General features: G+C 69.8%; 28 protein-coding genes and 1 tRNA gene. 20 read left to right on the top strand and 9 right to left on the bottom strand.

The features are described 5' to 3' along the window. Positions 1-130: 130 nt before the first annotated feature. Positions 131-412: a hypothetical protein gene (locus LC039_RS04315; protein ID WP_226621835.1), complete on the bottom strand. Its 282-nt coding sequence runs from the start codon at positions 410-412 to the stop codon at positions 131-133. A 175-nt stretch (positions 413-587) separates the two neighbouring features. Between LC039_RS04315 and LC039_RS04310 the strand changes: the two genes are divergently transcribed. Genes LC039_RS04310 through LC039_RS04295 form a run of 4 tightly spaced genes read left to right on the top strand, consistent with a single transcriptional unit; the run spans position 588 to position 3,548 of the window. Beyond that, complete coding sequence (locus LC039_RS04310) at positions 588-812, top strand: hypothetical protein (protein WP_226621834.1); 225 nt, start codon at positions 588-590, stop codon at positions 810-812. Next, positions 809-2,329: a CHAD domain-containing protein gene (locus LC039_RS04305; RefSeq protein WP_226621833.1), complete on the top strand. Its 1,521-nt coding sequence runs from the start codon at positions 809-811 to the stop codon at positions 2,327-2,329. The genes LC039_RS04310 and LC039_RS04305 overlap by 4 nt, the downstream gene beginning before the upstream one ends. Further along, positions 2,326-3,078: a ParA family protein gene (locus LC039_RS04300; RefSeq protein ID WP_226621832.1), complete on the top strand. Its 753-nt coding sequence runs from the start codon at positions 2,326-2,328 to the stop codon at positions 3,076-3,078. The genes LC039_RS04305 and LC039_RS04300 overlap by 4 nt, the downstream gene beginning before the upstream one ends. Further along, a complete protein-coding gene (locus tag LC039_RS04295; protein WP_226621831.1) occupies positions 3,075-3,548 on the top strand; it encodes a CYTH domain-containing protein in 474 nt (157 codons plus the stop codon). The genes LC039_RS04300 and LC039_RS04295 overlap by 4 nt, the downstream gene beginning before the upstream one ends. Before the next feature lie 376 nt (positions 3,549-3,924). Here LC039_RS04295 and LC039_RS04290 read toward each other — a convergent pair. Beyond that, positions 3,925-3,999 (bottom strand) — tRNA-Thr (locus LC039_RS04290). Between the two features lie 135 nt (positions 4,000-4,134). On the opposite strand from LC039_RS04290, the gene LC039_RS04285 reads away from it, so the two are divergent. Genes LC039_RS04285 through LC039_RS04275 form a run of 3 tightly spaced genes read left to right on the top strand, consistent with a single transcriptional unit; the run spans position 4,135 to position 6,043 of the window. Further along, positions 4,135-4,308 carry a hypothetical protein gene (locus LC039_RS04285; protein WP_226621830.1) on the top strand — a complete coding sequence of 58 codons (174 nt, stop codon included), beginning with the start codon at positions 4,135-4,137 and terminating at the stop codon, positions 4,306-4,308. Beyond that, positions 4,308-5,579 (top strand): UDP-N-acetylglucosamine 1-carboxyvinyltransferase, encoded by a 1,272-nt coding sequence (murA, locus tag LC039_RS04280; protein WP_226621829.1) that lies wholly within the window; start codon positions 4,308-4,310, stop codon positions 5,577-5,579. Before LC039_RS04285 ends, murA begins: the two co-directional genes overlap by 1 nt. Further along, entirely contained in the window at positions 5,576-6,043 is a 468-nt protein-coding gene (locus tag LC039_RS04275) for a DUF2948 family protein (RefSeq protein WP_226621828.1), read from the top strand. The genes murA and LC039_RS04275 overlap by 4 nt, the downstream gene beginning before the upstream one ends. Positions 6,044-6,113: 70 nt before the next feature. Here the strand turns inward: LC039_RS04275 and LC039_RS04270 are convergent, their stop codons facing one another. Beyond that, positions 6,114-6,527: a c-type cytochrome gene (locus tag LC039_RS04270; RefSeq protein WP_226621827.1), complete on the bottom strand. Its 414-nt coding sequence runs from the start codon at positions 6,525-6,527 to the stop codon at positions 6,114-6,116. A gap of 169 nt (positions 6,528-6,696) precedes the next feature. Between LC039_RS04270 and hisD the strand changes: the two genes are divergently transcribed. The 13 genes from hisD to LC039_RS04205 all read left to right on the top strand — a co-directional run bounded on the left by hisD (position 6,697) and on the right by LC039_RS04205 (position 16,067). Continuing rightward, positions 6,697-7,998, top strand: coding sequence for a histidinol dehydrogenase (hisD, locus tag LC039_RS04265; RefSeq protein WP_226621826.1), 1,302 nt, complete (start codon positions 6,697-6,699; stop codon positions 7,996-7,998). 143 nt (positions 7,999-8,141) lie between these two features. Next, a complete protein-coding gene (locus LC039_RS04260) occupies positions 8,142-8,621 on the top strand; it encodes a UPF0262 family protein (RefSeq protein WP_226621825.1) in 480 nt (159 codons plus the stop codon). 4 nt (positions 8,622-8,625) lie between these two features. Continuing rightward, positions 8,626-9,072 (top strand): low molecular weight phosphatase family protein, encoded by a 447-nt coding sequence (locus tag LC039_RS04255; protein WP_226621824.1) that lies wholly within the window; start codon positions 8,626-8,628, stop codon positions 9,070-9,072. Then, positions 9,069-9,467, top strand: coding sequence for a ketosteroid isomerase-related protein (locus LC039_RS04250; RefSeq protein ID WP_226621823.1), 399 nt, complete (start codon positions 9,069-9,071; stop codon positions 9,465-9,467). The genes LC039_RS04255 and LC039_RS04250 overlap by 4 nt, the downstream gene beginning before the upstream one ends. Next, positions 9,464-10,081, top strand: a complete 618-nt coding sequence (locus LC039_RS04245; RefSeq protein ID WP_226621822.1) for a GNAT family N-acetyltransferase — start codon at positions 9,464-9,466, stop codon at positions 10,079-10,081. The genes LC039_RS04250 and LC039_RS04245 overlap by 4 nt, the downstream gene beginning before the upstream one ends. 133 nt (positions 10,082-10,214) lie before the next feature. Further along, complete coding sequence (locus tag LC039_RS04240; protein WP_226621821.1) at positions 10,215-11,099, top strand: carbon-nitrogen hydrolase family protein; 885 nt, start codon at positions 10,215-10,217, stop codon at positions 11,097-11,099. 108 nt (positions 11,100-11,207) lie between these two features. Further along, entirely contained in the window at positions 11,208-11,426 is a 219-nt protein-coding gene (gene infA / locus LC039_RS04235) for a translation initiation factor IF-1 (protein ID WP_005978431.1), read from the top strand. 66 nt (positions 11,427-11,492) lie between these two features. After that, positions 11,493-12,071, top strand: a complete 579-nt coding sequence (locus LC039_RS04230) for a Maf family protein (RefSeq protein ID WP_226621820.1) — start codon at positions 11,493-11,495, stop codon at positions 12,069-12,071. Positions 12,072-12,087: 16 nt separating this feature from the next. Next, positions 12,088-13,131: a ribonuclease E/G gene (locus LC039_RS04225; protein ID WP_226621819.1), complete on the top strand. Its 1,044-nt coding sequence runs from the start codon at positions 12,088-12,090 to the stop codon at positions 13,129-13,131. Next, positions 13,128-13,316, top strand: a complete 189-nt coding sequence (locus LC039_RS04220; RefSeq protein WP_226621818.1) for a DNA gyrase inhibitor YacG — start codon at positions 13,128-13,130, stop codon at positions 13,314-13,316. Before LC039_RS04225 ends, LC039_RS04220 begins: the two co-directional genes overlap by 4 nt. 187 nt (positions 13,317-13,503) lie before the next feature. Then, entirely contained in the window at positions 13,504-14,241 is a 738-nt protein-coding gene (locus LC039_RS04215) for a 5-oxoprolinase subunit B family protein (protein WP_226621817.1), read from the top strand. Continuing rightward, the gene (locus LC039_RS04210) at positions 14,238-15,263 is read left to right on the top strand and encodes a biotin-dependent carboxyltransferase family protein (RefSeq protein ID WP_226621816.1); all 1,026 of its coding nucleotides are present in this window, start codon (positions 14,238-14,240) and stop codon (positions 15,261-15,263) included. The genes LC039_RS04215 and LC039_RS04210 overlap by 4 nt, the downstream gene beginning before the upstream one ends. Before the next feature lie 27 nt (positions 15,264-15,290). After that, positions 15,291-16,067, top strand: a complete 777-nt coding sequence (locus tag LC039_RS04205) for a LamB/YcsF family protein (RefSeq protein WP_226621815.1) — start codon at positions 15,291-15,293, stop codon at positions 16,065-16,067. Positions 16,068-16,098: 31 nt separating this feature from the next. Here LC039_RS04205 and LC039_RS04200 read toward each other — a convergent pair whose 3' ends face one another. From LC039_RS04200 to LC039_RS04175, 6 genes are all read right to left on the bottom strand, one after another. Next, positions 16,099-17,127 (bottom strand): siderophore-interacting protein, encoded by a 1,029-nt coding sequence (locus LC039_RS04200; protein ID WP_226621814.1) that lies wholly within the window; start codon positions 17,125-17,127, stop codon positions 16,099-16,101. 15 nt (positions 17,128-17,142) lie between these two features. Next, positions 17,143-17,955 carry an ABC transporter ATP-binding protein gene (locus LC039_RS04195; RefSeq protein WP_226621813.1) on the bottom strand — a complete coding sequence of 271 codons (813 nt, stop codon included), beginning with the start codon at positions 17,953-17,955 and terminating at the stop codon, positions 17,143-17,145. Beyond that, positions 17,952-18,929, bottom strand: coding sequence for a FecCD family ABC transporter permease (locus LC039_RS04190; RefSeq protein ID WP_226621812.1), 978 nt, complete (start codon positions 18,927-18,929; stop codon positions 17,952-17,954). Before LC039_RS04190 ends, LC039_RS04195 begins: the two co-directional genes overlap by 4 nt. Continuing rightward, positions 18,926-19,912 (bottom strand): FecCD family ABC transporter permease, encoded by a 987-nt coding sequence (locus LC039_RS04185; protein ID WP_226621811.1) that lies wholly within the window; start codon positions 19,910-19,912, stop codon positions 18,926-18,928. Before LC039_RS04185 ends, LC039_RS04190 begins: the two co-directional genes overlap by 4 nt. Then, the gene (locus tag LC039_RS04180; protein WP_226621810.1) at positions 19,912-20,907 is read right to left on the bottom strand and encodes an ABC transporter substrate-binding protein; all 996 of its coding nucleotides are present in this window, start codon (positions 20,905-20,907) and stop codon (positions 19,912-19,914) included. Before LC039_RS04180 ends, LC039_RS04185 begins: the two co-directional genes overlap by 1 nt. Before the next feature lie 195 nt (positions 20,908-21,102). Further along, on the bottom strand, positions 21,103-22,149 hold the full coding sequence (locus LC039_RS04175) for a zinc ABC transporter substrate-binding protein (RefSeq protein WP_226621809.1): 1,047 nt from the start codon (positions 22,147-22,149) through the stop codon (positions 21,103-21,105). Positions 22,150-22,169 lie beyond the last annotated feature (20 nt).

Genomic DNA, 22,169 nt, shown 5'->3' with positions numbered 1-22,169 from the left:
GGGGCCGAGTCCATGCGACTCGACCCGGGATTTCATCATTCGTTGCGGATAGCCGACTCCGGTGCCACGCGGAAGCGCGACGTCGGAGCCGTTCAGGGGTGAGGGCAGCGGTGCGGGCAGATGCGCGCGCTCACTGCGAGAGGCACTTCTGCTCCCAGTCGCGGCCGACGTCGAGGGTCAACTGGTCCTCGGGCAGCTCGTAGATCCATTGCGCCAGCGTGGCGCCGGTGTCGCGGTCGAGCGCCCGGCGCAGTTCGCGCTCGGTGCGTCTGAGGGGAATTCCGTCCTTACGCGCCTGCACTGCTTCCATGACCGTCTTCGCCGAGGTCTCGCAGCGTGCCGCCTTGTCACTCTGCGCGGAGGCGGGCGTGGCGGCGGCAAGCACCAGCCCGAGTACTAAGAGGTTCCGCATGGTCTGCATCTCCTTCGTCAGCCATGCGATCCATCTATTCATTCGCCGCGCGCCTGTCATCAACAGGCCCTTGTTCATTCACGAACAGATGAAGTGACCGGCCTGCGGGACCGCGTGACCGGCTCGCGCGAGTCTCCGGGAAATCGCGTTGCAGGCCCGGGGTTTGGGTGACATCATGACGTCACTTTTTAAGCGGGTGATCGACATGGCGAAGGTCAAGCTGTCCAAGGACAAGGGCGGAAAGGATGGGGAGGAAAAGAAGAACACCTCCCTGCGGCTCAGCGGCAAGACGCTGAAGGCGCTCAAACTGCGGGCGATCGAGGAGGATTCGAGCGTGCAGAAGATCGTCGAGACGCTGATCGAGGACTACCTGGGCAAGAGCAGAAAGAAGGCACGATGACTCCAGAAGACCTACCGCTCTATCTGCTGCCCGAGGCGGGGCCGGAGGGGCTGACGGATGCGGTCTCCGGCGGGATGGTCGCGGCGCTGTCCTGGCAGGAGGGTGCGGCCCCTTTCCTGGTGCGCGACACGTTCGACCAGGAGCTGCGCACCTCCGGTCGGATGCTGATCGCGACCGAGGGCCGGAGCGAGCTGCTGCAGCCGGGCGGCGCGCCGCTCTGTCAGGCCGGCGGAACGGCAGCCCGCTTCGTCGCCGACTTCCCCGAGGGGCCGGTGAAGGCGGCGCTCTCGGACCTCTCGCCGCTGCGCTGCCTGCTGCCTGTGGGGGCTGGCGCGCTGCGGCGCGGAACTCTCGCGCTGCTGGACGATGAGCAGAAGACCCAGGCGCGCGCGGTGCTGCTGGAACTCGACGCCACCGACGGCGGCAGGGCGACGGTGCTGCAGCTGCAGGGGCTGCGCGGCTACGACAAGGCATTGGCGCGGCTGCGTCGCATGATCGAGGCGGCGGGCGGCAGCGCGCTCGACGATGACGCGCTCTACAGTCAGCTCTTCCCGGGGCTCGACGCGTACAGCCCCAAGCCGGTCGTGCCGCTGGACCGCTACACCGAGGCGTTCGACGCGGCGAGTGATATCATCGCCGCCTATCTGCCGGTGGCGCGGGCCAACGAGGCCGGGGTCATCGCCGATGACGACACCGAGTTCCTGCACGACTACCGCATCGCGCTGCGCAAGATCCGCTCGGTGCTGAGCCTGTTCAAGGATGTCTACGAGCCGGAGCTGACCGCCGAGCTGAAGACGCGCTTCTCGGCGCTCATGGTGCCGACCGGCCGGCTGCGCGATCTCGATGTCTACCTGCTGGAACGAGACGCCTTCTACGGCATGGTGCCGGACAGCCTGCACGCCGGGCTCGACCGCATGTTCGCGCTGTTTGCCGAGGAGCGGAAGGAGGCGCAGAAGGCCCTCTCCGGTCACCTGCGCAGCGCCGGCTACCGCAAGGAAATCACCGCGCTCATCAAGCTCTTCGACAAGCGCAAGAAGTTGGCGCAGGGGAAGCGGGCCGATCTGCCTGCCTACGACTTCGCCTGCAAGCTGATCTGGAAGCGCTACCGCAAGATCTGCGCCATCGCCGAGGGCATCGATGCGGGCACACCGGACCACGAGGTCCACGAGCTGCGCATCCACTGCAAGAAACTGCGCTATCTCATGGAGTTCTTCACGCCGCTCTTCCCGGCGGGGCCGTTCAAGCGGCTGATTAAGCCGCTGAAGAAGCTGCAGGACAACCTTGGCCTGTTCAACGACTACTCGGTCCAGCAGGAGAGTCTGCAGGAGTTTCTCGGCCGCCTCGAGGGGGGCACGCCGGGCAACCTGCAGGTCGCGCAGAGCGTCGGCGCGCTGGTCCTCGTGCTGCACGAGCGCCAGCTGGCCGAGCGCGCGCGGGTGGTGGACAGCTTTGCCGCCTTCAACAGCGACGAGACCCGCCAGACGTTCCGCGATCTATTCCACGGGGGAAAAGAATGAAGATCATCGCCTGCTATTCCAACAAGGGCGGCGTGGGGAAGACCGCGACCTCGGTCAACCTCGCCTATGCGCTGGCGCAGGGCGGGCGCCGTGTGCTGCTCTGCGATCTCGACCCGCAGGGCGCGTCGGGGTTCTATTTCCGGGTGAAGCCCTCGAAGAAGCTGACAGAGGCCCGCTTCTTCGAGGACGTGGCGCGTTTCACCAAGGCGATCCGCGGCAGCGATTTCGACAACCTCGACATCCTGCCCGCCAATATGACCTTCCGCGACTTCGATGTCTTCCTTGCGCGGATGCGCAACTCGCGCTCGCGGCTGAAGAAGGCGCTGAAGGCGGTGAAGGGCGACTACGACGTGATCCTGCTGGATTGCCCGCCGAACATCTCGACCCTGTCGGAGAACGTCTTCCGTGCCTCGGATGCCATCGTCGTGCCGGTGATCCCCACGACGCTCTCGCAGCGCACCTTCGAACAGCTCAAGGAGTTCTTCCGCGAGCACGACCTGCCGGTGAAAAAGCTGCACGGCTTCTTCTCGATGGCGCAGGGGGTGAAGTCGCTGCATGGCGATACGATGGACGAGATGCGCCGCGAGCACGGCAAGCGGCTGCTGAAGTCGGCGATCCCCTTCACCTCGGACGTCGAGCGCATGGGCGTGCATCGCGCGCCGGTCATGGTCTCGGCGCCGTCGAGCACGGCGAGCACAGCCTATGGCGCGCTGCATGATGAGCTCGTGGCGCGGGTGTTCGGCAAATGAGCGGCGGTGTGGAGATCGAGCGCAAGTTCCTCGTCGCCCGCCTGCCGGTTCTGGAGGGGCTGAAGGCCAAGCCGGTGCGGCAGGGCTACGTCACGCTCGAGGGCGATTCCGTCGAGCTGCGCCTGCGCGAGAAGGGTGGGGCCTATTTCCTGACGCTGAAGTCCGAGGGCGGGCTGACGCGCATGGAGCGCGAGATCGAGATCGGCCGGGAGCAATTCGAGGAACTCTGGCCTGCAACCGGGGGACGGGTGGTCGAAAAGACCCGCTACGTCGGCGCGCTGGCGGATGGCACCGGCTTCGAGCTCGACGTCTTCGCCGGGGCGCTGGCGCCGTTGGTGCTGGTCGAAGTGGAATTCGACACGGTCGAGGCCGCCCGTGCCTTCACTCCGCCGGACTGGTTCGGCGCGGATGTCACCGAGGACCGCCGCTACCGCAACCGGGCGCTGGCCGATGACGGCGTGCCCGGCTGAGCGGGCATTTGCGCGCCCGCGAGTCGCACGGGGTAGGTCACTTCGCGCGAGTCGCGGGCGGTTTTCGAGCCGGGGCGATGTGGAATCGGGAGGAGGTGTCGCGACCCGTTTTCCGGCCCGCAGCCGGATGGCGTTGGGGCGGCTTGTCAGGCGTCGGAGCGGCGCTTTCCTCGGGCCCTCCGCGGGTGTCGTCGCGGCAGGTCTTGAGGCGGCGGTGCGGTCCAGGTGGCGCGCATTCCGACAAGTCTCTGATTGTCGGGAAAAAGCCGCGTGTACGAACGACAACCGCGACGTGCGGAACCCTGCGATGCGCCGTGCAGGCGCTGCGGCGCGCACCAACTCGTACCGAGAAACGTAAGTTTTTCAGGGGGATGAGTGGTGCTGCTGGAGAGAATTGAACTCTCGACCTCTCCCTTACCAAGGGAGTGCTCTACCTCTGAGCTACAGCAGCGCCGTCTTGCCTTTTTGGCGTCCCGCGCTTGTTTGCGTCGGTGTGCCTCGTGGCGTGGCGCGGTGTCTAAGGGCAAACGCCGGGGGGTGCAAGCGCAATCTGGACGGTTTTTTGCGTCTCAAGTAAAGAAAGTTCATGAAGCCCAAATCGAGCCCGCAAAAAAAGCCTGCGACCGACCGGGATGCCCGCCTCAAGGCGGCGTTGAAGGCGAATCTCGGACGGCGCAAGGCACAGGCGAAGGCGCGCGATGCCGCGTCACCAGACGACAATAAGCCCGAAGACGGGCCGAGCAGTGAAAAGGACAGCTAATGGATTCGATCGTCGTCACGGGCAATGGCCCGCTCTCGGGACAGATTCCGATTGCCGGTGCAAAGAACGCCTGCCTCACGCTGATGCCGGCGACGCTGCTGTCGGACCAGCCGCTGACGCTGACCAATGCGCCGCGCCTGTCGGACATCCGCACCATGACGCTGCTGCTGCAGTCGCTGGGAGCGGAGGTGCAGGCGCTGAACGACGGGCAGGTGCTGGCGATGTCGAGCCACGCGCTGACTTCGACCCGCGCCGACTATGACATCGTGCGCAAGATGCGCGCCTCGATCCTCGTGCTCGGCCCGCTGCTGGCGCGCTTCGGCCATGCCGAAGTCTCGCTGCCCGGCGGTTGCGCCATCGGCGCGCGCCCCGTGGACCTGCACCTCAAGGCGCTCGAGGCGATGGGCGCCGAGCTCGACCTGCGCGAGGGCTACGTGCATGCCAAGGCGCCCTCGGGCGGCCTCAAGGGCGGTATCGTCGAGTTCCCCTTCGCCTCTGTGGGCGCCACCGAGAACGCGCTGATGGCCGCGACGCTGGCCAGGGGCACCACGGTGGTCCGCAATGCCGCGCGCGAGCCCGAGATCGTCGACCTGGCGCAATGCCTGCGCAAGATGGGCGCACAGATCGAGGGCGAGGGAACATCCACCATCGAGATCCAGGGCGTCGAGACGCTGGGCGGCGCGACCCACCGTGTGGTCACCGACCGCATCGAGCTCGGCACCTACATGCTGGCCCCGGCGATCTGCGGCGGCGAGGTGGAGTGCCTCGGCGGCACCATCGAACTGGTGAAGAGCTTCTGCGAGAAGCTCGACGAGGCCGGCATCGGCGTCGAGGAAACCCCGACCGGCCTCAAGGTGGCGCGCAAGAACGGCCGGGTGAAGGCTGTGGACGTGACCACCGAACCCTTCCCGGGCTTCCCGACCGATCTGCAGGCGCAGATGATGGCGCTGCTCTGCACCGCCGAGGGCGAGAGCGTGCTGGAAGAGAAGATCTTCGAGAACCGCTTCATGCATGCCCCCGAACTGCTGCGCATGGGCGCGAAGATCGACGTCTCGGGCGGAACCGCGCGGGTCACCGGAGTCGACAAGCTCCGGGGCGCGCCGGTGATGGCCACCGATCTGCGCGCCTCGGTCTCGCTGATCCTCGCGGGTCTCGCGGCGGAGGGCGAAACCGTGGTAAGCCGGGTCTACCATCTGGACCGCGGCTACGAGCACGTGGTCCGCAAACTGCGCGGCGTGGGCGCCAAGATCGAACGGGTGAAGGGCGAGTGACCGAGGACGCAAGATTCGAGGACGCGGGCGGGCAACCGCTCAATCTCGGGGCGATGGACCCCGAGGATCTGCAAGTGCTGTCGGCGCTGGCGCAGGATTCGGTGCTGACGGTCGGCGACGTGGCGTGGGAAAAGCGCCACCACCGGCTGGCGCTGCTGATCAACCGGCTGCGCCGCGAGGACGGCGTGCATGCCTCGCCGCCCGAGCGGGTGCGCGCGCTGCTGGTGATCGAGAATGTGCAAAAGGTCGCGGCGCAGGGGGTGAACCCGGGCGAGCGCGACACGGTGCTGTCGCTGCTCTCGGTGACTTTCGAGCCGGGCGAGGATGGCGCGGGATTCGTCGAGCTGACCTTCGCCGGCGACGGCGCGCTGCGCGCCGAGGTCGAGGCGCTGGAGCTTCGGCTCAAGGATGTGACCCGGCCCTACACCGCGGTGTCGGGGCAGGTGCCGGATCACGGGGCTTGAAGCAAAGCGCCTGATGTACGGGGCCTGAGGTACAGAGGCTAGTGCACCGGGGCGTAGACCCCGCTGCACCCTACTGCGCCTGAATAGATTCCAGGTGCTGCGCGAGGGCGAGAATGCGTCCTCGCGTAACGATCTCGCTGGCATAGGCGCCGATCTCCACCGACAGCGCTTCCTTGAACCGCTGCCCCCAGACCGGCATCGGGTAGCCGTGGCCGCGAATGCCGCTCCGCCCGTCGATGATCTGGATCACCTCGAGCATCGGGAATTCCCCGTCGTTGTTCGCCGAGATCTGCGTCAGGTCGGGCAGATCGACGGTCATCAACTCGGCCAGCGGCCCGTCGCCGACGCCGGTCTCGCCGTGACAGGCGGCGCAGGCGTTCATGTATTCGGTCTCTCCCGCGCTTTGCGCGAGGGCGGTCCCGCCCGCGCAAAAGGCGGTCAGGGCCAGCGCCAGTCCAAGGGCGCCAATGGATTTTTCAAACATTATAGCTCCTCCGAAATGCATCGGCTCTCCCATGCCGACTCGGAGATATTACGCCAGCGGCATGTGTTTGGGGCTGATCCATGTCAAGGGATGCGGGCGAATCCCCTTCCGCGCCACTTGAGCCGGGCGGCGCTTCTCTCTAAGCAGTCCCGCGACAAGGAGACCGCCCATGCCCGTCTTTCTCGACACGACCGACCCGGACTTCGAGCTGGAGTTCGCCCAGCTTCTCAGCGCCAAGCGCGAGGACAGCCCCGACGTGGATGACATCGTCGCCGGGATCATCGCCGACGTGCGTGCCCGGGGCGATGCCGCCGTGCTGGAGATGACCGCGAAGTTCGACCGGCTGGAGCTCGACGCGGCGGGGCTGCGCTTCACCGCCGAGGAAATCGACGCCTATTGCGCGCAGGTGCCCGAGGCCGAGCGCGCCGCGCTGGAGATCGCCGCCGAGCGCATCCGCGCCTACCACGTGCGGCAGATGCCCGAGGATGCGCAATGGACCGACCCCGACGGCGCCACCCTCGGCTGGCGCTGGACGCCGGTCTCCGCCGCGGGCCTCTACGTGCCGGGCGGGCTGGCGAGCTATCCCTCCTCGGTGCTGATGAACGCCATTCCGGCCAAGGTCGCCGGGGTCGAGCGGCTCTGCATCGCCGTGCCGACGCCCGACGGCGTGGCCAACCCGCTGGTGCTGCTGGCGGCGCGCATCGCCGGGGTCGACGAGATCTACCGCATCGGAGGCGCCCAGGCGATCGCCGCGCTGGCCTATGGCACCGAGAGCATCGCCCCGGTCGACAAGATCACCGGCCCGGGCAACGCCTTCGTCGCCGCCGCCAAGCGCCGGGTGTTCGGCAAGGTGGGCATCGACATGATCGCCGGTCCGTCGGAGATCCTGGTGATTGCCGATGGTGAAAACGATCCGGAGTTCATCGCCCTCGACCTGCTCAGCCAGGCCGAGCACGACGAGAGCGCCCAGTCGATCCTGATCACCCCCGACGCCGGCTTCGCCCGCAAGGTGACCGACGAGGTTGAACGGCAGCTCGAGAGACTTGAACGCCGCGGCATCGCCGGAGCGAGCTGGCGCGATTTCGGCGCGGTGATCATTGCCCGCGATCTCGACGAGGCGGCCTCCCTGTCGAACCGGGTGGCGCCCGAGCACCTCGAGCTCTGCGTCGCCGAGCCCGAGGCGCTTTCGGAGAAGATCCGCCACGCCGGCGCGATCTTCCTCGGCCAGTGGACCCCGGAGGCGATCGGCGACTACGTCGGCGGGCCGAACCACGTGCTGCCCACCGCCCGCTCGGCGCGCTTCTCCTCGGGGCTGTCGGTGCTGGATTTCGTCAAGCGCACCACGCTGGCGAAGATGTCGCCCGAGGCGCTGCGCGCCATCGGCCCGGCCGCCGAGACGCTGGCCAATTCCGAGAGCCTGCAGGCGCACGGACTGTCGGTCACCGCGCGGCTGCGCAAGCTCAACGGCTGAGCAACGGCTGAGCGCCGGGGCAGGCACCCGGCGGCGGACGTCGGGGCAGGGGGTCGCCGCCTCCGCCCCATGAGTCGCAAGCCGCATTGCGGCAAGCGCTTTCATTGGCTACTGATTCCCGAGCCGCTGCCGAGGACGCGCCCATGAGCACCATCGCCCGTATCGAGCTTGACGACGACAACCTGCCGCCTCCGACCCCGGAGATCGAGCAGGAGCGGCGCGTGGCGATGTTCGACCTCATGGAAGACAACAGCTTCACCCTGCCGGCGCGCAACGGTCGCGATGTGCCCGAGGGCCCCTATGCGCTCGGCCTGTCGATCCGCGACAAGCGGCTGGTTTTCGACATCACCACCGAGGGCGGCGATCCGGCGGCGGAGTTCCACCTCTCGCTGGCGCCCTTCCGGCAGGTGGTGAAGGACTACTTCCAGATCTGCAAAAGCTACTTCGATGCGGTGAAGACCGCCGCGCCCAGCCAGATCGAGACCATCGACATGGCCCGCCGCGGCATCCACAACGAGGGCGCGCGCATCCTGCAGGAACGGCTCGAGGGCAAGGCCGAGGTCGACATCGACACCGCGCGGCGCCTGTTTACCCTCATCTGCGTGCTGCATTTCGGGGGCTGACCGCGTGCCGAAGCTGCCGCAATCGGTGCTCTTCTGCTGCGACCACAACGCGGTGCGCTCGCCCATGGCCGAGGGCATCATGAAGAAGCTCTACGGGCAGGGCACCTACGTGCAGTCCGTGGGCGTGGTGAACGACCTGGAAATCGACGGTTTCGCCATCGCGGTCTGCCAGGAGATCGGCGTCGAGCTGTCGCGTCACCGCTCGCGCAGCTTCGAGGAGCTCGAGGAGATGGGCGAGACGCTGTCGGGCTTCGACCTGATCGTCGCCATGTCGCCCGCCTCGCAGCGCGCCGCGCTGGAGCTGACCCGCTTCTTTCACCTGACGGTGGAATACTGGCCGATCATGGATCCCACGGGGCTCGGCGAGACCCGCGAGACCAAGCTCAACGCCTACCGCCAGACCCGCGACCAGATCTTCGACAAGCTCAAGACCCGATGGGGAGACACATGACGGCCACCGAAACGATCCAAGCCTACTTCGCCGCCTTCAACGCCAAGGACACCGAGGCGATGCTCGAGCTGCTGTCGCCGGACATCGCGCATCACGTCAACGAGGGGCAGATCCGCTCGGGCAAGACCAAGTTTGCCGAGTTCTGCGCCCACATGTCCCATTGCTACGACGAGCACCTGACGGACCTGGTGATCTTCGAGGCCGAGGGCGGCACCCGTGCCGCCGCCGAGTTTACGGTGAACGGCACCTACCTGCGCACCGACGCCGGGCTGCCCGAGGCGAAGGGCCAGACATACCACCTACCGGCGGGCTCGTTCTTCTCGCTGGACGGCGGCAAGATCACCCGCGTGGTCACCTACTATAACCTCGCCGACTGGATCCGGCAGGTCTCGTGACGGCCAAGGCCACCGTGACCGAGGTGCGCGTGCTCACCGGCGCGGCGCTCGACGCCGCGCTCGATGACGTGGCGCGGCTGCGCATCGCCGTATTCCGCGACTGGCCCTATCTCTACGACGGCGATCTCGCCTACGAGCGGACCTACCTCGAGAGCTATCGGACCAGCGCCGGGGCGGTGCTGGTCGGCGCCTTCGACGGCCCGCGCCTCGTCGGCGCCGCGACCGGCACGCCGATGGAGGATCACGCCGAAGACTTCGCCGCCCCCTTCGCCGCCACCGGCCTCGCATTGCAGGACATCTTCTACTGCGCCGAGTCGGTGCTGCTGCCCGAGGCGCGAGGCCAGGGGATCGGCCACCGCTTCTTCGATGCGCGCGAGGCCCATGCCCGCGCGCTCGGTCGCCGTTACAGCGCCTTCTGCGCCGTGCAGCGTCCGGCGGACCATCCGCTGCGCCCCGCCGGTTACGCCCCGCTCGATCCGTTCTGGCGCAAGCGCGGCTACGCGCCGCTCGACGGCGTCATCGCCTGCTTCCGCTGGCGCGACGTGGATCGGGACACCCAGACCGACCACGCCCTGCAATTCTGGCTCCGAGATCTCGACACAGACATCGCCTAGCCCTTCTTCTCTTTCCAAATACGCCGGGGGAGTCCGCGCAGCGGACGGGGGCGGAGCCCCCTTCTTGCCCAGACACGCGCCTGACATGCGGGCGACGCCTTCTCCGGCCCAACAGCAATACGGACCCTGACCCATGAAGATCGCCACCGCCGCCTACCCGATGGATTTCCTTAAGGACTGGGACGTCTATGCCGCCAAGATCGAGGCCTGGGTGGCCGAGGCCGCGGGGCAGGGCGCCGAGCTGATGGTCTTCCCCGAGTACGGCGCAATGGAGATCGCCACGCTGGCGGGCCGCGCCGCGGCGGGCGATCTCGAGGCCTCGCTGCACGCCGTGTCCGAGCGCATGCCGCAGGTGGACGCGCTGCATTCGGAGCTGGCGGGCAAGTACAAGGCCCATATCCTTGCCGCTTCCGCCCCGGTCTTCGATGCCGCGATCGGCCCGCGCCCGGTCAACCGCGCGCGCTTCTTCGCGCCCGGCGGCGGCATGGAGTTCCAGGACAAGCAGATCATGACTCGCTTCGAGCGCGAAGACTGGCACGTGGTCGGCGGCGCGCCCCTGCAGCTCTTCGACACGGCGCTCGGCAAGATCGGCATCCTGATCTGCTACGACAGCGAATACCCGCTGCTCGGCCGGGCGCTGCGCGATGCCGACCTGCTGCTGGTGCCCTCCTGCACCGAGGCGCAGGCAGGCTACAGCCGCGTGCGCATCGGCGCTATGGCCCGGGCGCTCGAGCAGCAGTGCATCGCGGTCATGTCCTCGACCGTGGGCGACTGCGACTGGTCCGAGGCGGTGGACACCAACACCGGCATGGGCGGCGTCTTCTGCCCGCCCGACACCGGCTTTCCGGCCACCGGGGTGATCGCCGAGGGCAGCCTCGGACAGCCCGGCTGGACCTATGCCGAGGTTGATCTTGACGCCGTCGCCCGGGTCCGCAACGATGGCGTCGTGCTGAACCGCAGCCACTGGGACGATCAGTCCGGCCGCGACGGCCCCGTGACCCTGCGGGCGCTGCGCTAGAGCCTATTCCCGACAATCTGCAATTGTGGTCTTGAAAATTGCGCCGTTTGGGCGCATATGCATCCGCGTTCCGCGAAAGTCAGCGGAACGGCATTTTCAGGAGAAAGCATGGCCAAGGAAGATACGCTCGAATTTCCCGGTGTCGTGAAGGAACTCCTGCCCAACGCGACGTTTCGGGTCGAGCTTGAGAACGGCCATGAGATCATCGCGCACACGGCAGGCAAGATGCGGAAAAACCGCATCCGGGTTCTCGCCGGCGACAAGGTTCAGGTGGAAATGACGCCCTATGATCTGACCAAGGGCCGGATCAACTACCGCTTCAAGTAAATCCGCATGACCCGGAATCTCATGGCGGAGCCCGCGTTCGCAGATGTGGACACGGCAGGTCCGCGCATGAAACTCGTTCTCGGCTCCGGCTCGCCCCGGCGGCGCGACCTGCTCGCGCAGCTCGGCGTCGTGGCCGACGACATCCGCCCGCCCGACATCGACGAAGATCCGATGCCGGGCGAGCTGCCACGCCCCTACTGCGTGCGTCTCGCGCGCGAGAAGGCGCAGGCGATTCCCTCCGCAGACGACGAGATCGTGCTCTCGGCCGACACCACCGTCGCGCTCGGGCGCCGCATCCTCGGCAAGCCCGCCGACGCCGGCGAGGCCGCGGAGTTTCTCACCAGGCTCTCGGGCCGCCGTCACCGGGTGATCACCGCCGTCGCGGTGCGCCGCGGCGATCGCATCTGGGAGCGTGATGTCGTCACCCAGGTGCAGATGAAGAACCTGTCGAACGAGGAACTGAACGCCTACCTCGCCTCGGGCGACTGGCAGGGCAAGGCCGGGGGCTACGGCATCCAGGGCCTCGCCGGGGCGTTCATCCCGTGGATCAACGGCAGCTTCACCTCGGTCGTCGGCCTGCCGCTGGCCGAGACCGCGAACCTGCTGCTCGCGGCGGGCTACCCGCTGTACAAACCCGCAGACTGACCAAAAGGGGCCTCGCATGAAGGGACGCACCATTGCGCTCGACCACCTCGGCGAGGCGGAAGCCGCCGCGCTGATCGTCGACGGCAAGCTCGAGGACCTGCTGATCGAGAGCGATCACGCGCGCCCGGGCACCATCTACCGCGGCATCGCGCAGCGCCCGATGAAGGGGCAGGGCGGCATGTTCCTCGACACGCCCGAGGGCTCGGCCTTCCTGCGGCAGGTCAAGGGGCTCGCGCCCGGCCAGCCGCTGATCGTGCAGGTCACCGGCTTCGCCGAGCCGGGCAAGGCGATTCCCGTCACCACCCGCATCCTCTTCAAGTCGCGCTACGCCATCGTCACGCCGGGCGCGCCGGGGCTGAACATCTCGCGCCGCATCAAGGACGAGGACATCCGCGAGAGCCTGCTGGAGATCGCCCACGAGGTGATGCCGGGTGCCAAGGACGCCGAGAACGGGCTGATCCTGCGCTCCTCCTGCGCCGAGGGCGATCCGGATGACATCGCCGAGGACATCGCCGCCATGGCCCAGCTCTGCGAGCAGGTGATGGCGGATGTCTCGGGCAAGGCCGAGCTGCTGGTCGCGGGCGACGGGCCGCACTCGATGGCCTGGCGCGAGTGGGAAGAGGGCGACGTGGACGCAGAGCCGGGCGCCTTCGAGCGCCACGACGTGCACGAGATGATCGCCGCGCTGCAACGCCCGCTGGTGCCGCTGCCCGGCGGCGGCTCGATGAGCGTCGAGCCGACCCGCGCGCTGGTCGCGGTCGACGTCAACACCGGCGGCGACACCTCTCCGGCGGCGGGGCTCAAGGCCAATATCGCCGCCCTGCGCGAGTTGCCGCGGCAGCTGCGCCTGCGCGGTCTCGGCGGGCAGGTCATCGTCGATCTCGCCCCGATGCCGAAGAAGGAGCGCCGCCAGGTCGAGAGCGTGCTGCGCGCCGCGCTGAAGACCGATGCCACCGAAACCATCCTCGCCGGCTGGACCCAGCTGGGGCTCATGGAGCTGCAGCGCAAGCGCGAGCGCGTGCCGCTGAGCGAGGTGCTGAAACCGGGGATGCTGCCATGAGCTGTCCGATCTGCGCCAAGCCGACCGACGAGAAATACCGCCCCTTCTGCTCGAAGCGCTGCGCCGATGTCGATCTGGCGAAGTGGATGTCGGGCAGCTACGCCGTGCCGTCCGAGGATCCGCAGGACGTCGAAGAGGCAATCGAGGCCGCGGAACGCGAGCGCACCAAGCAGACCCGACACTGAACGCGCCGCGGGGCTCTGCCCCTGCCGGGCAATGCGCGGCTGTTGAGGGTAGCGGGGGGGCTCTGCCCCCGCCGCGCTGCGCGCGACTCCCCCGGGATATTTTTGCCTAGGCGAAAAGCCGAGACGCCGTCGCGGAAGGACGCCATTGCCTGTTGCAGCGGCCCGGGACTGCGCTAACGTCCGGCGCATGACTGACACGTACTCCTACCCCCTGCTGCGGACCGCCGGCATCGACGGCATGCTGGTGAGCTTCGGCGACCGGCTCGGCGAGGCCGCCAATCGTGCCGCGCTGGCCTTTCGTGCCGCGCTCGAACGTGAAAGCTGGGATGGAGTGGAGGAGATTTCCTCGTCGCTGGTCTCGGCCTACCTGCGGTTCGATCCCCTGGCGCTGAGCCATGCCACGCTCGAGGCGCGGCTGCGCGGGCTGATCGCTTCGCGCGACTGGCTTCGGGCGGAGCTGCCGCATGGGCGGCGGCTGCACCGCATTCCCACGGTCTACGGCGGCAGCCTCGCGCCGCAGCTCGGCGAGGCGGCGCAGGCCGCGGGCATGTCCGAGGCCGAGGCGGTGGCTTCGCTCTCCGCGGCGCGGGTCCGGGTGACGGCGCTGGGTTTCGCGCCGGGTCAGCCCTATCTCGGCGAGCTGCCCGAGGCCTGGAACATCCCGCGCCAGCAGGCGCTGACCCCGCGCGTGCCGCAGGGCGCGCTGGTGCTGGCGATCCGGCAGTTCGTGATCTTCTCGGTCACCGCGCCCACCGGCTGGCGCCACGTCGGCCAGACCGCCGCGCCGCTGTTCCGGCTGGGCGCCGAGCGGCCCTTCCTGCTGGCACCGGGGGACGAGGTGGAATTCCCGCAGGTCTCGGAGGAGGTCTTTGCCAAGATGTGCGATGACCCCGAGGGCGGCGCCACCTGGGAGGCGCTGCCATGACCGGGACCGCGCACCGCGAGCTGATCGTGCATCGCGCGGGGCCAGCGGTCACCGTGCAGGACGGCGGGCGCCCGGGCTGGATCGCCTACGGGCTCTCGCGCGGCGGCGCGATGGACCGGCTGGCGCTGGCCGAGGCCGCGGCGCTGCTCGGGCAGGGCGAGAGCGCGGCGCTGGAGATGGGCGGCATCGGCGGGCGCTTCGAGGCGGGCTGCGATCTGCGCATTGCCCTCACCGGCGCGCCGATGCGCGCCAGCATCGACGGCGCGCCGGTCCCATGGCACGCCTGCCACGCGCTGCCCCAGGGGGCGGTGCTGGAGATCGGGCCGCTGCAGGCCGGGGCCTATGGCTACCTCTCGGTGGGCGGCGGCCTCGTGCCCGAGGAACTCCTGGGCGCGGTCTCGGCGCATCTCACCGCCGGGCTGGGCCGGGCGGTCGAGGCGGGCGACCGCATTCCCGTGGGCGAGGACCGGGGCGGCGCGGTGGCGCGCAAGCTGCCGGTCGAGGACCGTTTCTCGGGCGGCGCTTTGCGCGTCGTCGAGAGCCTGCAGACCCGGCTCTTTCCCGAAGAGCAGCGCGCGCGGCTCGAGACCGCCCGCTTCACCCGCGACGCCCGCGCCAACCGCATGGGCGTCAAGGTGGTGCCCGAGGGGGCGCCCTTCGGTGTCGAGGGCGGGCTCTCGGTGGTTTCGGAGATCATCACCCCCGGCGACATCCAGGTGACCGGCGACGGCGCGCCCTTCGTGCTGCTGGCCGAGTGCCAGACGACGGGGGGCTATCCGCGCCTTGCCACGGTGATTCCCGCCGACCTGCCGCGCATCGCGCAGGCGCCGGCCGGGGCCGAGCTGCGCTTCGGCTTCGTGAGCATGGAGGAGGCGCTGGCCGCCGAGGCGGCCTATCGCGCCTCGCTGAAAGACCTGCCGCGCCGGGTCGAGCCGCTGGTGCGCCATCCGGGCGACGTGCCCGACCTGCTGGGCTACAAGCTGGTCAGCGGGTTTTCCAACGGCGAACATCACGATCACTAGACACGACAGGCAATAGGGGAGCGCGGGATGACCAGCGTCGATCTCAACGCGGATATGGGGGAGAGCTTCGGTCCCTGGGTCATGGGACAGGATGCGGCGCTTCTGGAGGTGATCACCTCGGCGAATATCGCCTGCGGCTTCCACGCCAGCGATCCCGACGTCATGGCGGCGACGATGAAGCTGGCGGTCGAGCGCGGTACCGGCATCGGCGCGCATCCGGGCTTTCCCGACCTGCAGGGTTTCGGGCGGCGGCGCATGCAGCTCTCGTCGGCCAGCCTGCGCAACCTGACCGCCTACCAGCTTGGCGCGGCACAGGCGATGGCCGGCATGGCGGGCGGCAGGGTGCGGCACCTGAAGCTGCACGGCGCACTGGCCAACATGTGCGCCGAGGACAAGGGCATGGCGCTGGCGGCCTACGAGGGCGCGCTTTCGGTCGATCCCGAGATCATCGTCATGGTGCTGGCGGCGACGCAGCAGCAGGCGGCGGTCGAGGAGCTGGGTTGCCGCTGGGCCGGTGAGATCTTTGCAGACCGCGCCTACAACGACGACGCGACGCTGGTCGATCGGTCGCTGCCCGGCGCGGTGATCCATGACGCCGAACTGGCGGCGGCGCGCATGGTGAAGATGGTGCAAGCCGGGGCGATCATCACCGAGAGCGGCAAACACACCCCGGCGGCGGTGGACACCATCTGCTTGCATGGCGACGGCAAGACGGCGCTGCAGATCGCCCGTGCGGTGCGCGCGGCGCTCGAGGAGGCGGGCGTGACGCTGGAGGTCTTCCCGGGGCGCACCGGCGGGGTCTGAGACCCGGCGTTGCCGTGCTGGTGGGCCGGGCTCAGCCCTTGATCCAGTAGGCCGAGAAATACCCCCGCTCGCGCGGCAGCCCGAGGGCCTTGAACCGGGCCTTGGCGGTGCGGGCGATGGCTTTCTCGGCGGCGACCCAGACGAATTGCCCGTCCTCAATGTCGGTGATCTCTTCCAGCGCGGCGGCCAGCCCGCCAGCGTCGCCGCGGGAGAGCCAGCGCAGTTCTATGCCCTCGGGCACGGTCAGCGCAGGGCGGTCCTGCTCCGACGCCGTCTCGAGGATCACCGTTCCGCGCGCGTTTGCCGGCGCGTGTTCGAGGATGCGGCGGATGGCGGGCAGGGCGGTCTCGTCCCCGGCGAGCAGCAGATGCGTCGCCTCGGGGAAATCGCCGCCGCCCGGTCCCATCACGCCGACCGTCTCGCCCGGAACCGCGCGCCGCGCCCAGTCGGTGGTGCGCCCGCCCTCATGCTCGAAGATGTCGAAGGCAAACCGCCCCGCCTCGGCGTCGAGCCAGACGAAGGTATAGGCCGCCCGGTGCAGCGCGCAGGCGCCGTCGGGCCAGATCGTGCGCCCCTGCTCGGTCAGCTCGGGCCAGCGCGGGCTGGTCCCCTCGGGCGGCAGCAGCAGCGAGAAATGCATGCCGCCGGTCAGCAGCGCGGCGATGCCCTCGCAGGCCATCTCGACGCGCAGGAAGTTCGGGGTGATGCGCCGCGTGCCGAGCACGCTCGCGAGGTGGAAGTTCGGCGGCGTGCGGGTGGCGCCGATGCCGCTCCAGGTCATGCGCGTGCTGGCCTCGGGCAAAGCCAGGTCGAGGAAGTAGATCATGCTCTCGCGGCACTGGTGCAGGGGTACCTCGCCCTCGGCGGCGATCTGCACGGCGAAGCCGGTGTGGTCGAGCCGCAGGTCGATTTCGGCCTGGGCATAGCGGGCGGTGAGCTGCGTGCCGCGCTGCTCCAGCGGGATGCCGTAGTCTTCGAGCTGGGCGCGCAGCCGGGTGACGAAGCCTTCCGGCAGCGCGCCGTCGAAGCGGCTGGTCGAGACGGGGCGGTGCAGGGTCATGTGCTCTCCTCTCGCTCAGAGCGGGATGATCATCGGCGTGCCGGTCACCGGGTCGGGATCGACCCGAGCGGCAAGGCCGAAGGCGGTCTGCAGGTTGGCGGGTGTCAGCACCTCCCAGGGGGTGCCGGTGGCAATGAGGCCATCGCGGCCCAGCAGCACCAGCCGGTCGGAGAAGCGCGCCGCGAGGTTCAGGTCGTGCAGCACCGAGACCACGGTCAGCCCGGCCTCGCGGTTGCGCCGGCGCAGCAGCGCCAGCACGTCGATCTGGTGCACGAGGTCGAGATAGGTGGTCGGCTCGTCGAGCAGCAGCAGCGGCGCGGCCTGCGCCAGCACCAGCGCGATCCAGGCTCTCTGGCGCTGGCCGCCGGAAAGCTCGCCGAGGGGGCGCTCGGCGAACTCGGTCATCTGCACGGCGGCGAGCGCCTCGGCGCAAGCGGTCGCATCCTCGCCACGCCAGGGGGTGAAGAGGCCGCGCCAGGGCGTGCGGCCGCGCTTGACGAGGTCGGCGACGGTGATGCCCTCGGGGGCGATGGGGGATTGCGGCAGGATCGCCAGTTCGCGGGCCAGCGCGCGGGTGTCGCGTCGGTGGATGTCCTCGCCGTCGAGCAGCACGCGCCCGGCGGAGGGCGCGAGCAGCCGCGCCATGGCGCGCAGCAGGGTGGACTTGCCGCAGCCGTTCGGGCCGAGGATCGCGGTCATCGCGCCGCGCGGCAGATCGAGCGACAGCTCCGAGATCACCGGGCGCTCGGCATAGCCCAGCGAGAGGCGTTCGGCGGTGAGGCCGCCATGCGGGCGGTCGCGGAGGCCGGTGTGCATGTCGAGGGTCATAGCTCGCCTTTCTCCATTTCGCGCGACAGGCGCCAGAGCAGGTAGGGGGCGCCCAGCAGGCCAGTCATCACCCCGGCGGGCAGCTGGATGCCCGGTAGCGCCGCGCGGGCGGCAAGATCTGCCACCACCAGCACCAGCGCGCCGGTGCCCGCGGCGGAGAGCATCCGCCCCTGCAGGCGCTGCGCGCCGGTAAGCCGCGCGCCGAGCGGGCCGGACATCAGCGCGATGAAGGGCACCGGACCGGCCACCGCCACGCCCGCCGCCGCCAACAGCACGGCGGTTCCGGCCAGCGCCAGGCGCGCCCGCCCGACCCGCAGGCCGAGCCCGGCGGCCAGGTCCTCTCCCAGCTCCAGCGCCGCCAGGCGGCGCAGCTGCGCCAGCGCCAGCGCTGTGAGCGCAGCGCCGATGAGCCAGACCTGCGCCACGTGGGTCCAGTCGCGCGCCGCCAGCGAGCCGGTCAGCCAGCGTTGCGCCTCGGCGGCCTGCGGGTGCGGCAGCAGGGTCAGCAGGAAGCTCGACAGCGCCGAGGCGATGAAGCCGATGCCGAGCCCGACGAGGATCATGGTCAGCGGCGGCGTCGCATGGCCCCGGCGCTGCGACAGCAGCACGACCAGCAGCGCCGCCACCAGACCGCCGCCCGCCGCCAGCAGCGGCGGCGGCAGGGTGAGGCCGAGCGCGATGGCGGCGATGATGGTCAGCCCGGCACCGGCGGTGAAGCCCATGATGTCCGGCGCTGCCAGCGGGTTGCGGAAGAGCGCCTGGAAGAGCGCGCCGGACAGGCCCAGCACCGCCCCCGCGCCGAGCGCCGTCAGCACCCGCGGGCCGCGGATCGTGCCCAGCACCAGCGCGCCGGGGCCCTCGCCACTGCTCAGCCCCTGCCAGAGCAGCGCCGGGCTCAGCCGCACCGGCCCCAGCATCAGCGCCGCCAGCGTCGCGGCGAGCAGCAGCAGGCAGAGGGTCAGCGCGCCTCTCATGCGGTGGCCCCGGGGCGCAGGCGGCGCGCCACCCAGAGGAACACCGGCCCGCCGATCAGCGCCGTCATGATGCCCGCGCGGACTTCGGCGGGCGGCATCACCACCCGGCCCAGCGTGTCGGCAAAGAGCAAGAGCGCCGCGCCCAGCAGGGCCGAGGCGAGAAGCTCGCGGCGCAGCGCGTGGCCCGCGACGAGGCGGGCGAGCGGCGGCACCATCAGCCCGAGGAAGGCAATCGGCCCGGCCACCGCCACGGCCGCCCCGGTGCAGAGCGTCACCACCACCAGCGCCGCGGCCTGCACCCGGCGCGGCTTGGTGCCGAGCCCGCGCGACAGCGCCGCGCCGAGCGAGAGCGCCTCGATCTGCGGCGCGACGGCCAGCGCGAAGACGCCCCCGGCACCGGCGATCAGCGCCATTTCCAGGAGCGGGCGGCTGGCGGCCTGGGTCAGCGAGCCCGCCACCCAGAAGCGGAACATGTCGAGCGTGTCCTGCCGGATCAGCACGATGGCGGTGACCAGCGACAGCAGCAGCGCGTTCAGCGCCGCCCCGGCCAGCGTCAGCCGCACCGGCCCCACGTCGCCGCGCAGCCCGCCGCCGAGGATGAACACCAGTGCCGAGGCCATCGCCGCGCCGGGAAAGGTCAGCAGCGCCACCGAGGCCGCGTCCGGGGCGCCCAGCACCGTCGCACCGATCAGCAGCGCGAAGGCGGCGCCGGAGTTCACCCCGAGAAGGCCGGGATCGGCCAGCGGGTTGCGGGTCATCACCTGCATGATCGTGCCCGCGACGCCGAGCGCGCCGCCGGCGATCAGCCCCGCCGCCAGCCGCGGCAGGCGGATCGCCATCAGGGTCACGTGGTCGGGGTTGGTCGGATCGTAGGCGCGCAGCGCCTCCAGCGCCACGGCCGGCGTCACCGGGCGCGCGCCGACCGACAGGGCGAGCACCAGTGCCAGCGCCAGCAGCGCGAGAAGGCCAAGCAGGCGGAGCATCAGAGCAGACCGGCCTCCTCGGCGCTCGGCACCACCGTTGCCGGGTCGCCGTCGAGGGCCGCGGCGATCTCTGGCTCCAGCCGCTCCAGCGCGTAGGGCATCGACAGCACACTGCCGAAGGAGAGTGCGCCCGACAGCAGCGCGTCGCAGAAGGCCTCGCGCCCCTCGGCGCTGGCGCGCAGGGTGCGGCGCATGGCGAGGACGGCCAGATCATCCGCCTGCCCGCCCCCCGAGAGCCACAGCAGCAGGTCGGCGTCGATCGGCGAGAGGTCCTCGGGCGAGAGCGCGGTGTAGAAACCGTCGGGCCCCTGCATCTGCGCCAGCGCCTCGGGCAGGTGGAAGCCCAGCTCGCGCAGCACCTGCACCCGGCTGTCGCTTGCGAGGAAGGCGCTGGTCTGGCCACCCTGATGGATGGCGCAGGCGGCGCTGTGGCCCTGCCAGTCGGGATGGCGGGCGCGCAGCGCCTCGAATTGGCCCCGCAGCTCGGTGATCAGCGTTTCGGCGCGCGCCGTGGTGCCGGTGGCGCGGGCGAGCATGCGCAGCTCGGCGTCCCAGGGCATGCCGTAGGTGGTGTACTCCGGTGCCTGCATCAACACCGGCGCGATCTGCGAGAGCAGCGCGTATTCGGCCTGGCTGATGCCCGAACCGATGCCGACGATGAGATCCGGCGCGAGGCTGGCGACGGTCTCGATCGAGACCTCTCCGGTCATCAGCACCGGCTGCGCAGCGCCGAGAAGCGGCTGCGCCCAGGGCCAGACGCCGTAGGGGTGATCGCCGTACCAGTAGCGGATCGCCTGCGGCACGACCCCGAGCGCAAGCAGGCTGTCCTGCGTGGTGTAGCCGAGCGAGACGACGCGCTTGGCCGGCGCCGCGAGACCCGTCTCGCCATAGGCGTGCTCGAAGCGCAGCTCCTCGGCGGCGCGCAGCATCGGCGCGGCGAGCAGGCTGGTGGCCCCGGCGAGGAAGCCGCGGCGGCTGAGGTGGGCGAGGGGCATGTGCATCCGGGCTCCTTGCGCGGGTCTGGCGCCGGGAGGTCCGGGAGGTCTGAGCGTGGCACACCCCGGCAACGCGGCGCCCGCGTCCTTTATCCAAGCTAATTAGTCGGGAAATGAGACGAGGAAAAGCCCCTTTGCCATCAAGGCAAAGGGGCGTCGCGCAGCCGTGAGTGGTGGAGCGGACTTACCGTGGGCTTACTGAGCCGCGCAGGTCGCGATGCGCTGCGCCATGTCCTCGATCAGCGCCGGGTAGAAGCCGGGGCCGGGCTCGAGCTTGGCGCCGAGCGGGTCGAGCTCGGCGACCGGGGTGCCGGCGCCTTCGGTCACCGCGGCGATGAGGCGCGGGTCGAATTGCGGCTCGGCGAAGACACAGGCGGCGTCGGCGCCGCTCAGCGCATCGCGCAGCGCGTCGAGCCGGGCCGGGCTGGGGGCGGTGGCATCCGAGAGCGAGATCGCGCCCAGCACCGTCAGGCCGAAGCTGTCCTCGTAGTACTGGAAGGCGTCGTGGAACACGACGAAATGATTGTCCTGCACCGGCGCGAGCGTGGCTTCGGCCGCGGCGCGGGCCTCGGCGATACGGGCTTGCGCGGCCTCGGCATTGGCGGCGTAGGTCTGCGCATTCTCCGGATCCTGCTCCGAGAGGCTCTCGGCGATCGCGGTCAGCCAGGCCGACGCATTGTCGATCGAGAGCCAGGCGTGCGGGTCGTCGCCCTCGTGGTGGTGGCCGCCCGCCTCGTGCCCGTGATCGTCATGATCGTCATGGTCGTCGTGATCGTGTTCGTCATGCCCGTGATCCTCGTGCGCCGCTTCGTCATGCGAATCGTGATCGTGCGCGTCCTCGTCATGGTCGTCATGCTCACCATGGTCATGATCGTCATGCGCGCCGGGCTCGGCGAAGAGCACGTCGTTGCGCGCCTCGAGGTGGCGGGTGCCGGGCAGGTCGAAGAGCGAGATCGCGGCGCCGTTCTGCGCGATCGAGTCGATCTTGCGTGCGAGGTCCGGGCTCAGCTCCTCGCCGATCCAGAACACCAGGTCGGCCTGCTGCAGGGCGCGGGCCTCGGAGGGTTTCAGCGCGTGGCTGTGCGGCGAGGCGCCGGCGGGAATCAGCAGCTCCGGCGTGCCGAGATCGCCCATCACGCTGGCCACCAGCCCCTGCACGGGGGCGATGTCGGTGACCACCTTGGGCACCTCGGCAAAGGCGGGGCTGGCAAGCAGCAGGGCGGGGAGGAGGGAACGGTACATCGGGGCCTCTTGCGTGGTGG

The organism is Alloyangia pacifica (genome assembly GCF_020524285.1).
GTDB classification, from domain to species: domain Bacteria; phylum Pseudomonadota; class Alphaproteobacteria; order Rhodobacterales; family Rhodobacteraceae; genus Salipiger; species Salipiger pacificus_B.
This window is presented reverse-complemented; position numbering and strand designations above follow the sequence as displayed.

What these genes read in the sequence shown, in the direction of transcription:
- LC039_RS04205 (WP_226621815.1), top strand. Translation starts at nt 15,291, where the DNA reads ATGACCAGCGTCGATCTCAACGCGGATATGGGGGAGAGCTTCGGTCCC.
- murA (WP_226621829.1), top strand. Translation starts at nt 4,308, where the DNA reads ATGGATTCGATCGTCGTCACGGGCAATGGCCCGCTCTCGGGACAGATT.
- LC039_RS04225 (WP_226621819.1), top strand. Translation starts at nt 12,088, where the DNA reads ATGAAGGGACGCACCATTGCGCTCGACCACCTCGGCGAGGCGGAAGCC.
- hisD (WP_226621826.1), top strand. Translation starts at nt 6,697, where the DNA reads ATGCCCGTCTTTCTCGACACGACCGACCCGGACTTCGAGCTGGAGTTC.
- infA (WP_005978431.1), top strand. Translation starts at nt 11,208, where the DNA reads ATGGCCAAGGAAGATACGCTCGAATTTCCCGGTGTCGTGAAGGAACTC.
- LC039_RS04195 (WP_226621813.1), bottom strand. Translation starts at nt 17,955, where the DNA reads ATGACCCTCGACATGCACACCGGCCTCCGCGACCGCCCGCATGGCGGC.
- LC039_RS04175 (WP_226621809.1), bottom strand. Translation starts at nt 22,149, where the DNA reads ATGTACCGTTCCCTCCTCCCCGCCCTGCTGCTTGCCAGCCCCGCCTTT.
- LC039_RS04250 (WP_226621823.1), top strand. Translation starts at nt 9,069, where the DNA reads ATGACGGCCACCGAAACGATCCAAGCCTACTTCGCCGCCTTCAACGCC.
- LC039_RS04220 (WP_226621818.1), top strand. Translation starts at nt 13,128, where the DNA reads ATGAGCTGTCCGATCTGCGCCAAGCCGACCGACGAGAAATACCGCCCC.
- LC039_RS04305 (WP_226621833.1), top strand. Translation starts at nt 809, where the DNA reads ATGACTCCAGAAGACCTACCGCTCTATCTGCTGCCCGAGGCGGGGCCG.
- LC039_RS04270 (WP_226621827.1), bottom strand. Translation starts at nt 6,527, where the DNA reads ATGTTTGAAAAATCCATTGGCGCCCTTGGACTGGCGCTGGCCCTGACC.
- LC039_RS04285 (WP_226621830.1), top strand. Translation starts at nt 4,135, where the DNA reads ATGAAGCCCAAATCGAGCCCGCAAAAAAAGCCTGCGACCGACCGGGAT.
- LC039_RS04185 (WP_226621811.1), bottom strand. Translation starts at nt 19,912, where the DNA reads ATGCTCCGCCTGCTTGGCCTTCTCGCGCTGCTGGCGCTGGCACTGGTG.
- LC039_RS04210 (WP_226621816.1), top strand. Translation starts at nt 14,238, where the DNA reads ATGACCGGGACCGCGCACCGCGAGCTGATCGTGCATCGCGCGGGGCCA.
- LC039_RS04295 (WP_226621831.1), top strand. Translation starts at nt 3,075, where the DNA reads ATGAGCGGCGGTGTGGAGATCGAGCGCAAGTTCCTCGTCGCCCGCCTG.
- LC039_RS04180 (WP_226621810.1), bottom strand. Translation starts at nt 20,907, where the DNA reads ATGCCCCTCGCCCACCTCAGCCGCCGCGGCTTCCTCGCCGGGGCCACC.
- LC039_RS04190 (WP_226621812.1), bottom strand. Translation starts at nt 18,929, where the DNA reads ATGAGAGGCGCGCTGACCCTCTGCCTGCTGCTGCTCGCCGCGACGCTG.
- LC039_RS04215 (WP_226621817.1), top strand. Translation starts at nt 13,504, where the DNA reads ATGACTGACACGTACTCCTACCCCCTGCTGCGGACCGCCGGCATCGAC.
- LC039_RS04230 (WP_226621820.1), top strand. Translation starts at nt 11,493, where the DNA reads ATGAAACTCGTTCTCGGCTCCGGCTCGCCCCGGCGGCGCGACCTGCTC.
- LC039_RS04310 (WP_226621834.1), top strand. Translation starts at nt 588, where the DNA reads ATGACGTCACTTTTTAAGCGGGTGATCGACATGGCGAAGGTCAAGCTG.
- LC039_RS04260 (WP_226621825.1), top strand. Translation starts at nt 8,142, where the DNA reads ATGAGCACCATCGCCCGTATCGAGCTTGACGACGACAACCTGCCGCCT.
- LC039_RS04315 (WP_226621835.1), bottom strand. Translation starts at nt 412, where the DNA reads ATGCGGAACCTCTTAGTACTCGGGCTGGTGCTTGCCGCCGCCACGCCC.
- LC039_RS04240 (WP_226621821.1), top strand. Translation starts at nt 10,215, where the DNA reads ATGAAGATCGCCACCGCCGCCTACCCGATGGATTTCCTTAAGGACTGG.
- LC039_RS04300 (WP_226621832.1), top strand. Translation starts at nt 2,326, where the DNA reads ATGAAGATCATCGCCTGCTATTCCAACAAGGGCGGCGTGGGGAAGACC.
- LC039_RS04200 (WP_226621814.1), bottom strand. Translation starts at nt 17,127, where the DNA reads ATGACCCTGCACCGCCCCGTCTCGACCAGCCGCTTCGACGGCGCGCTG.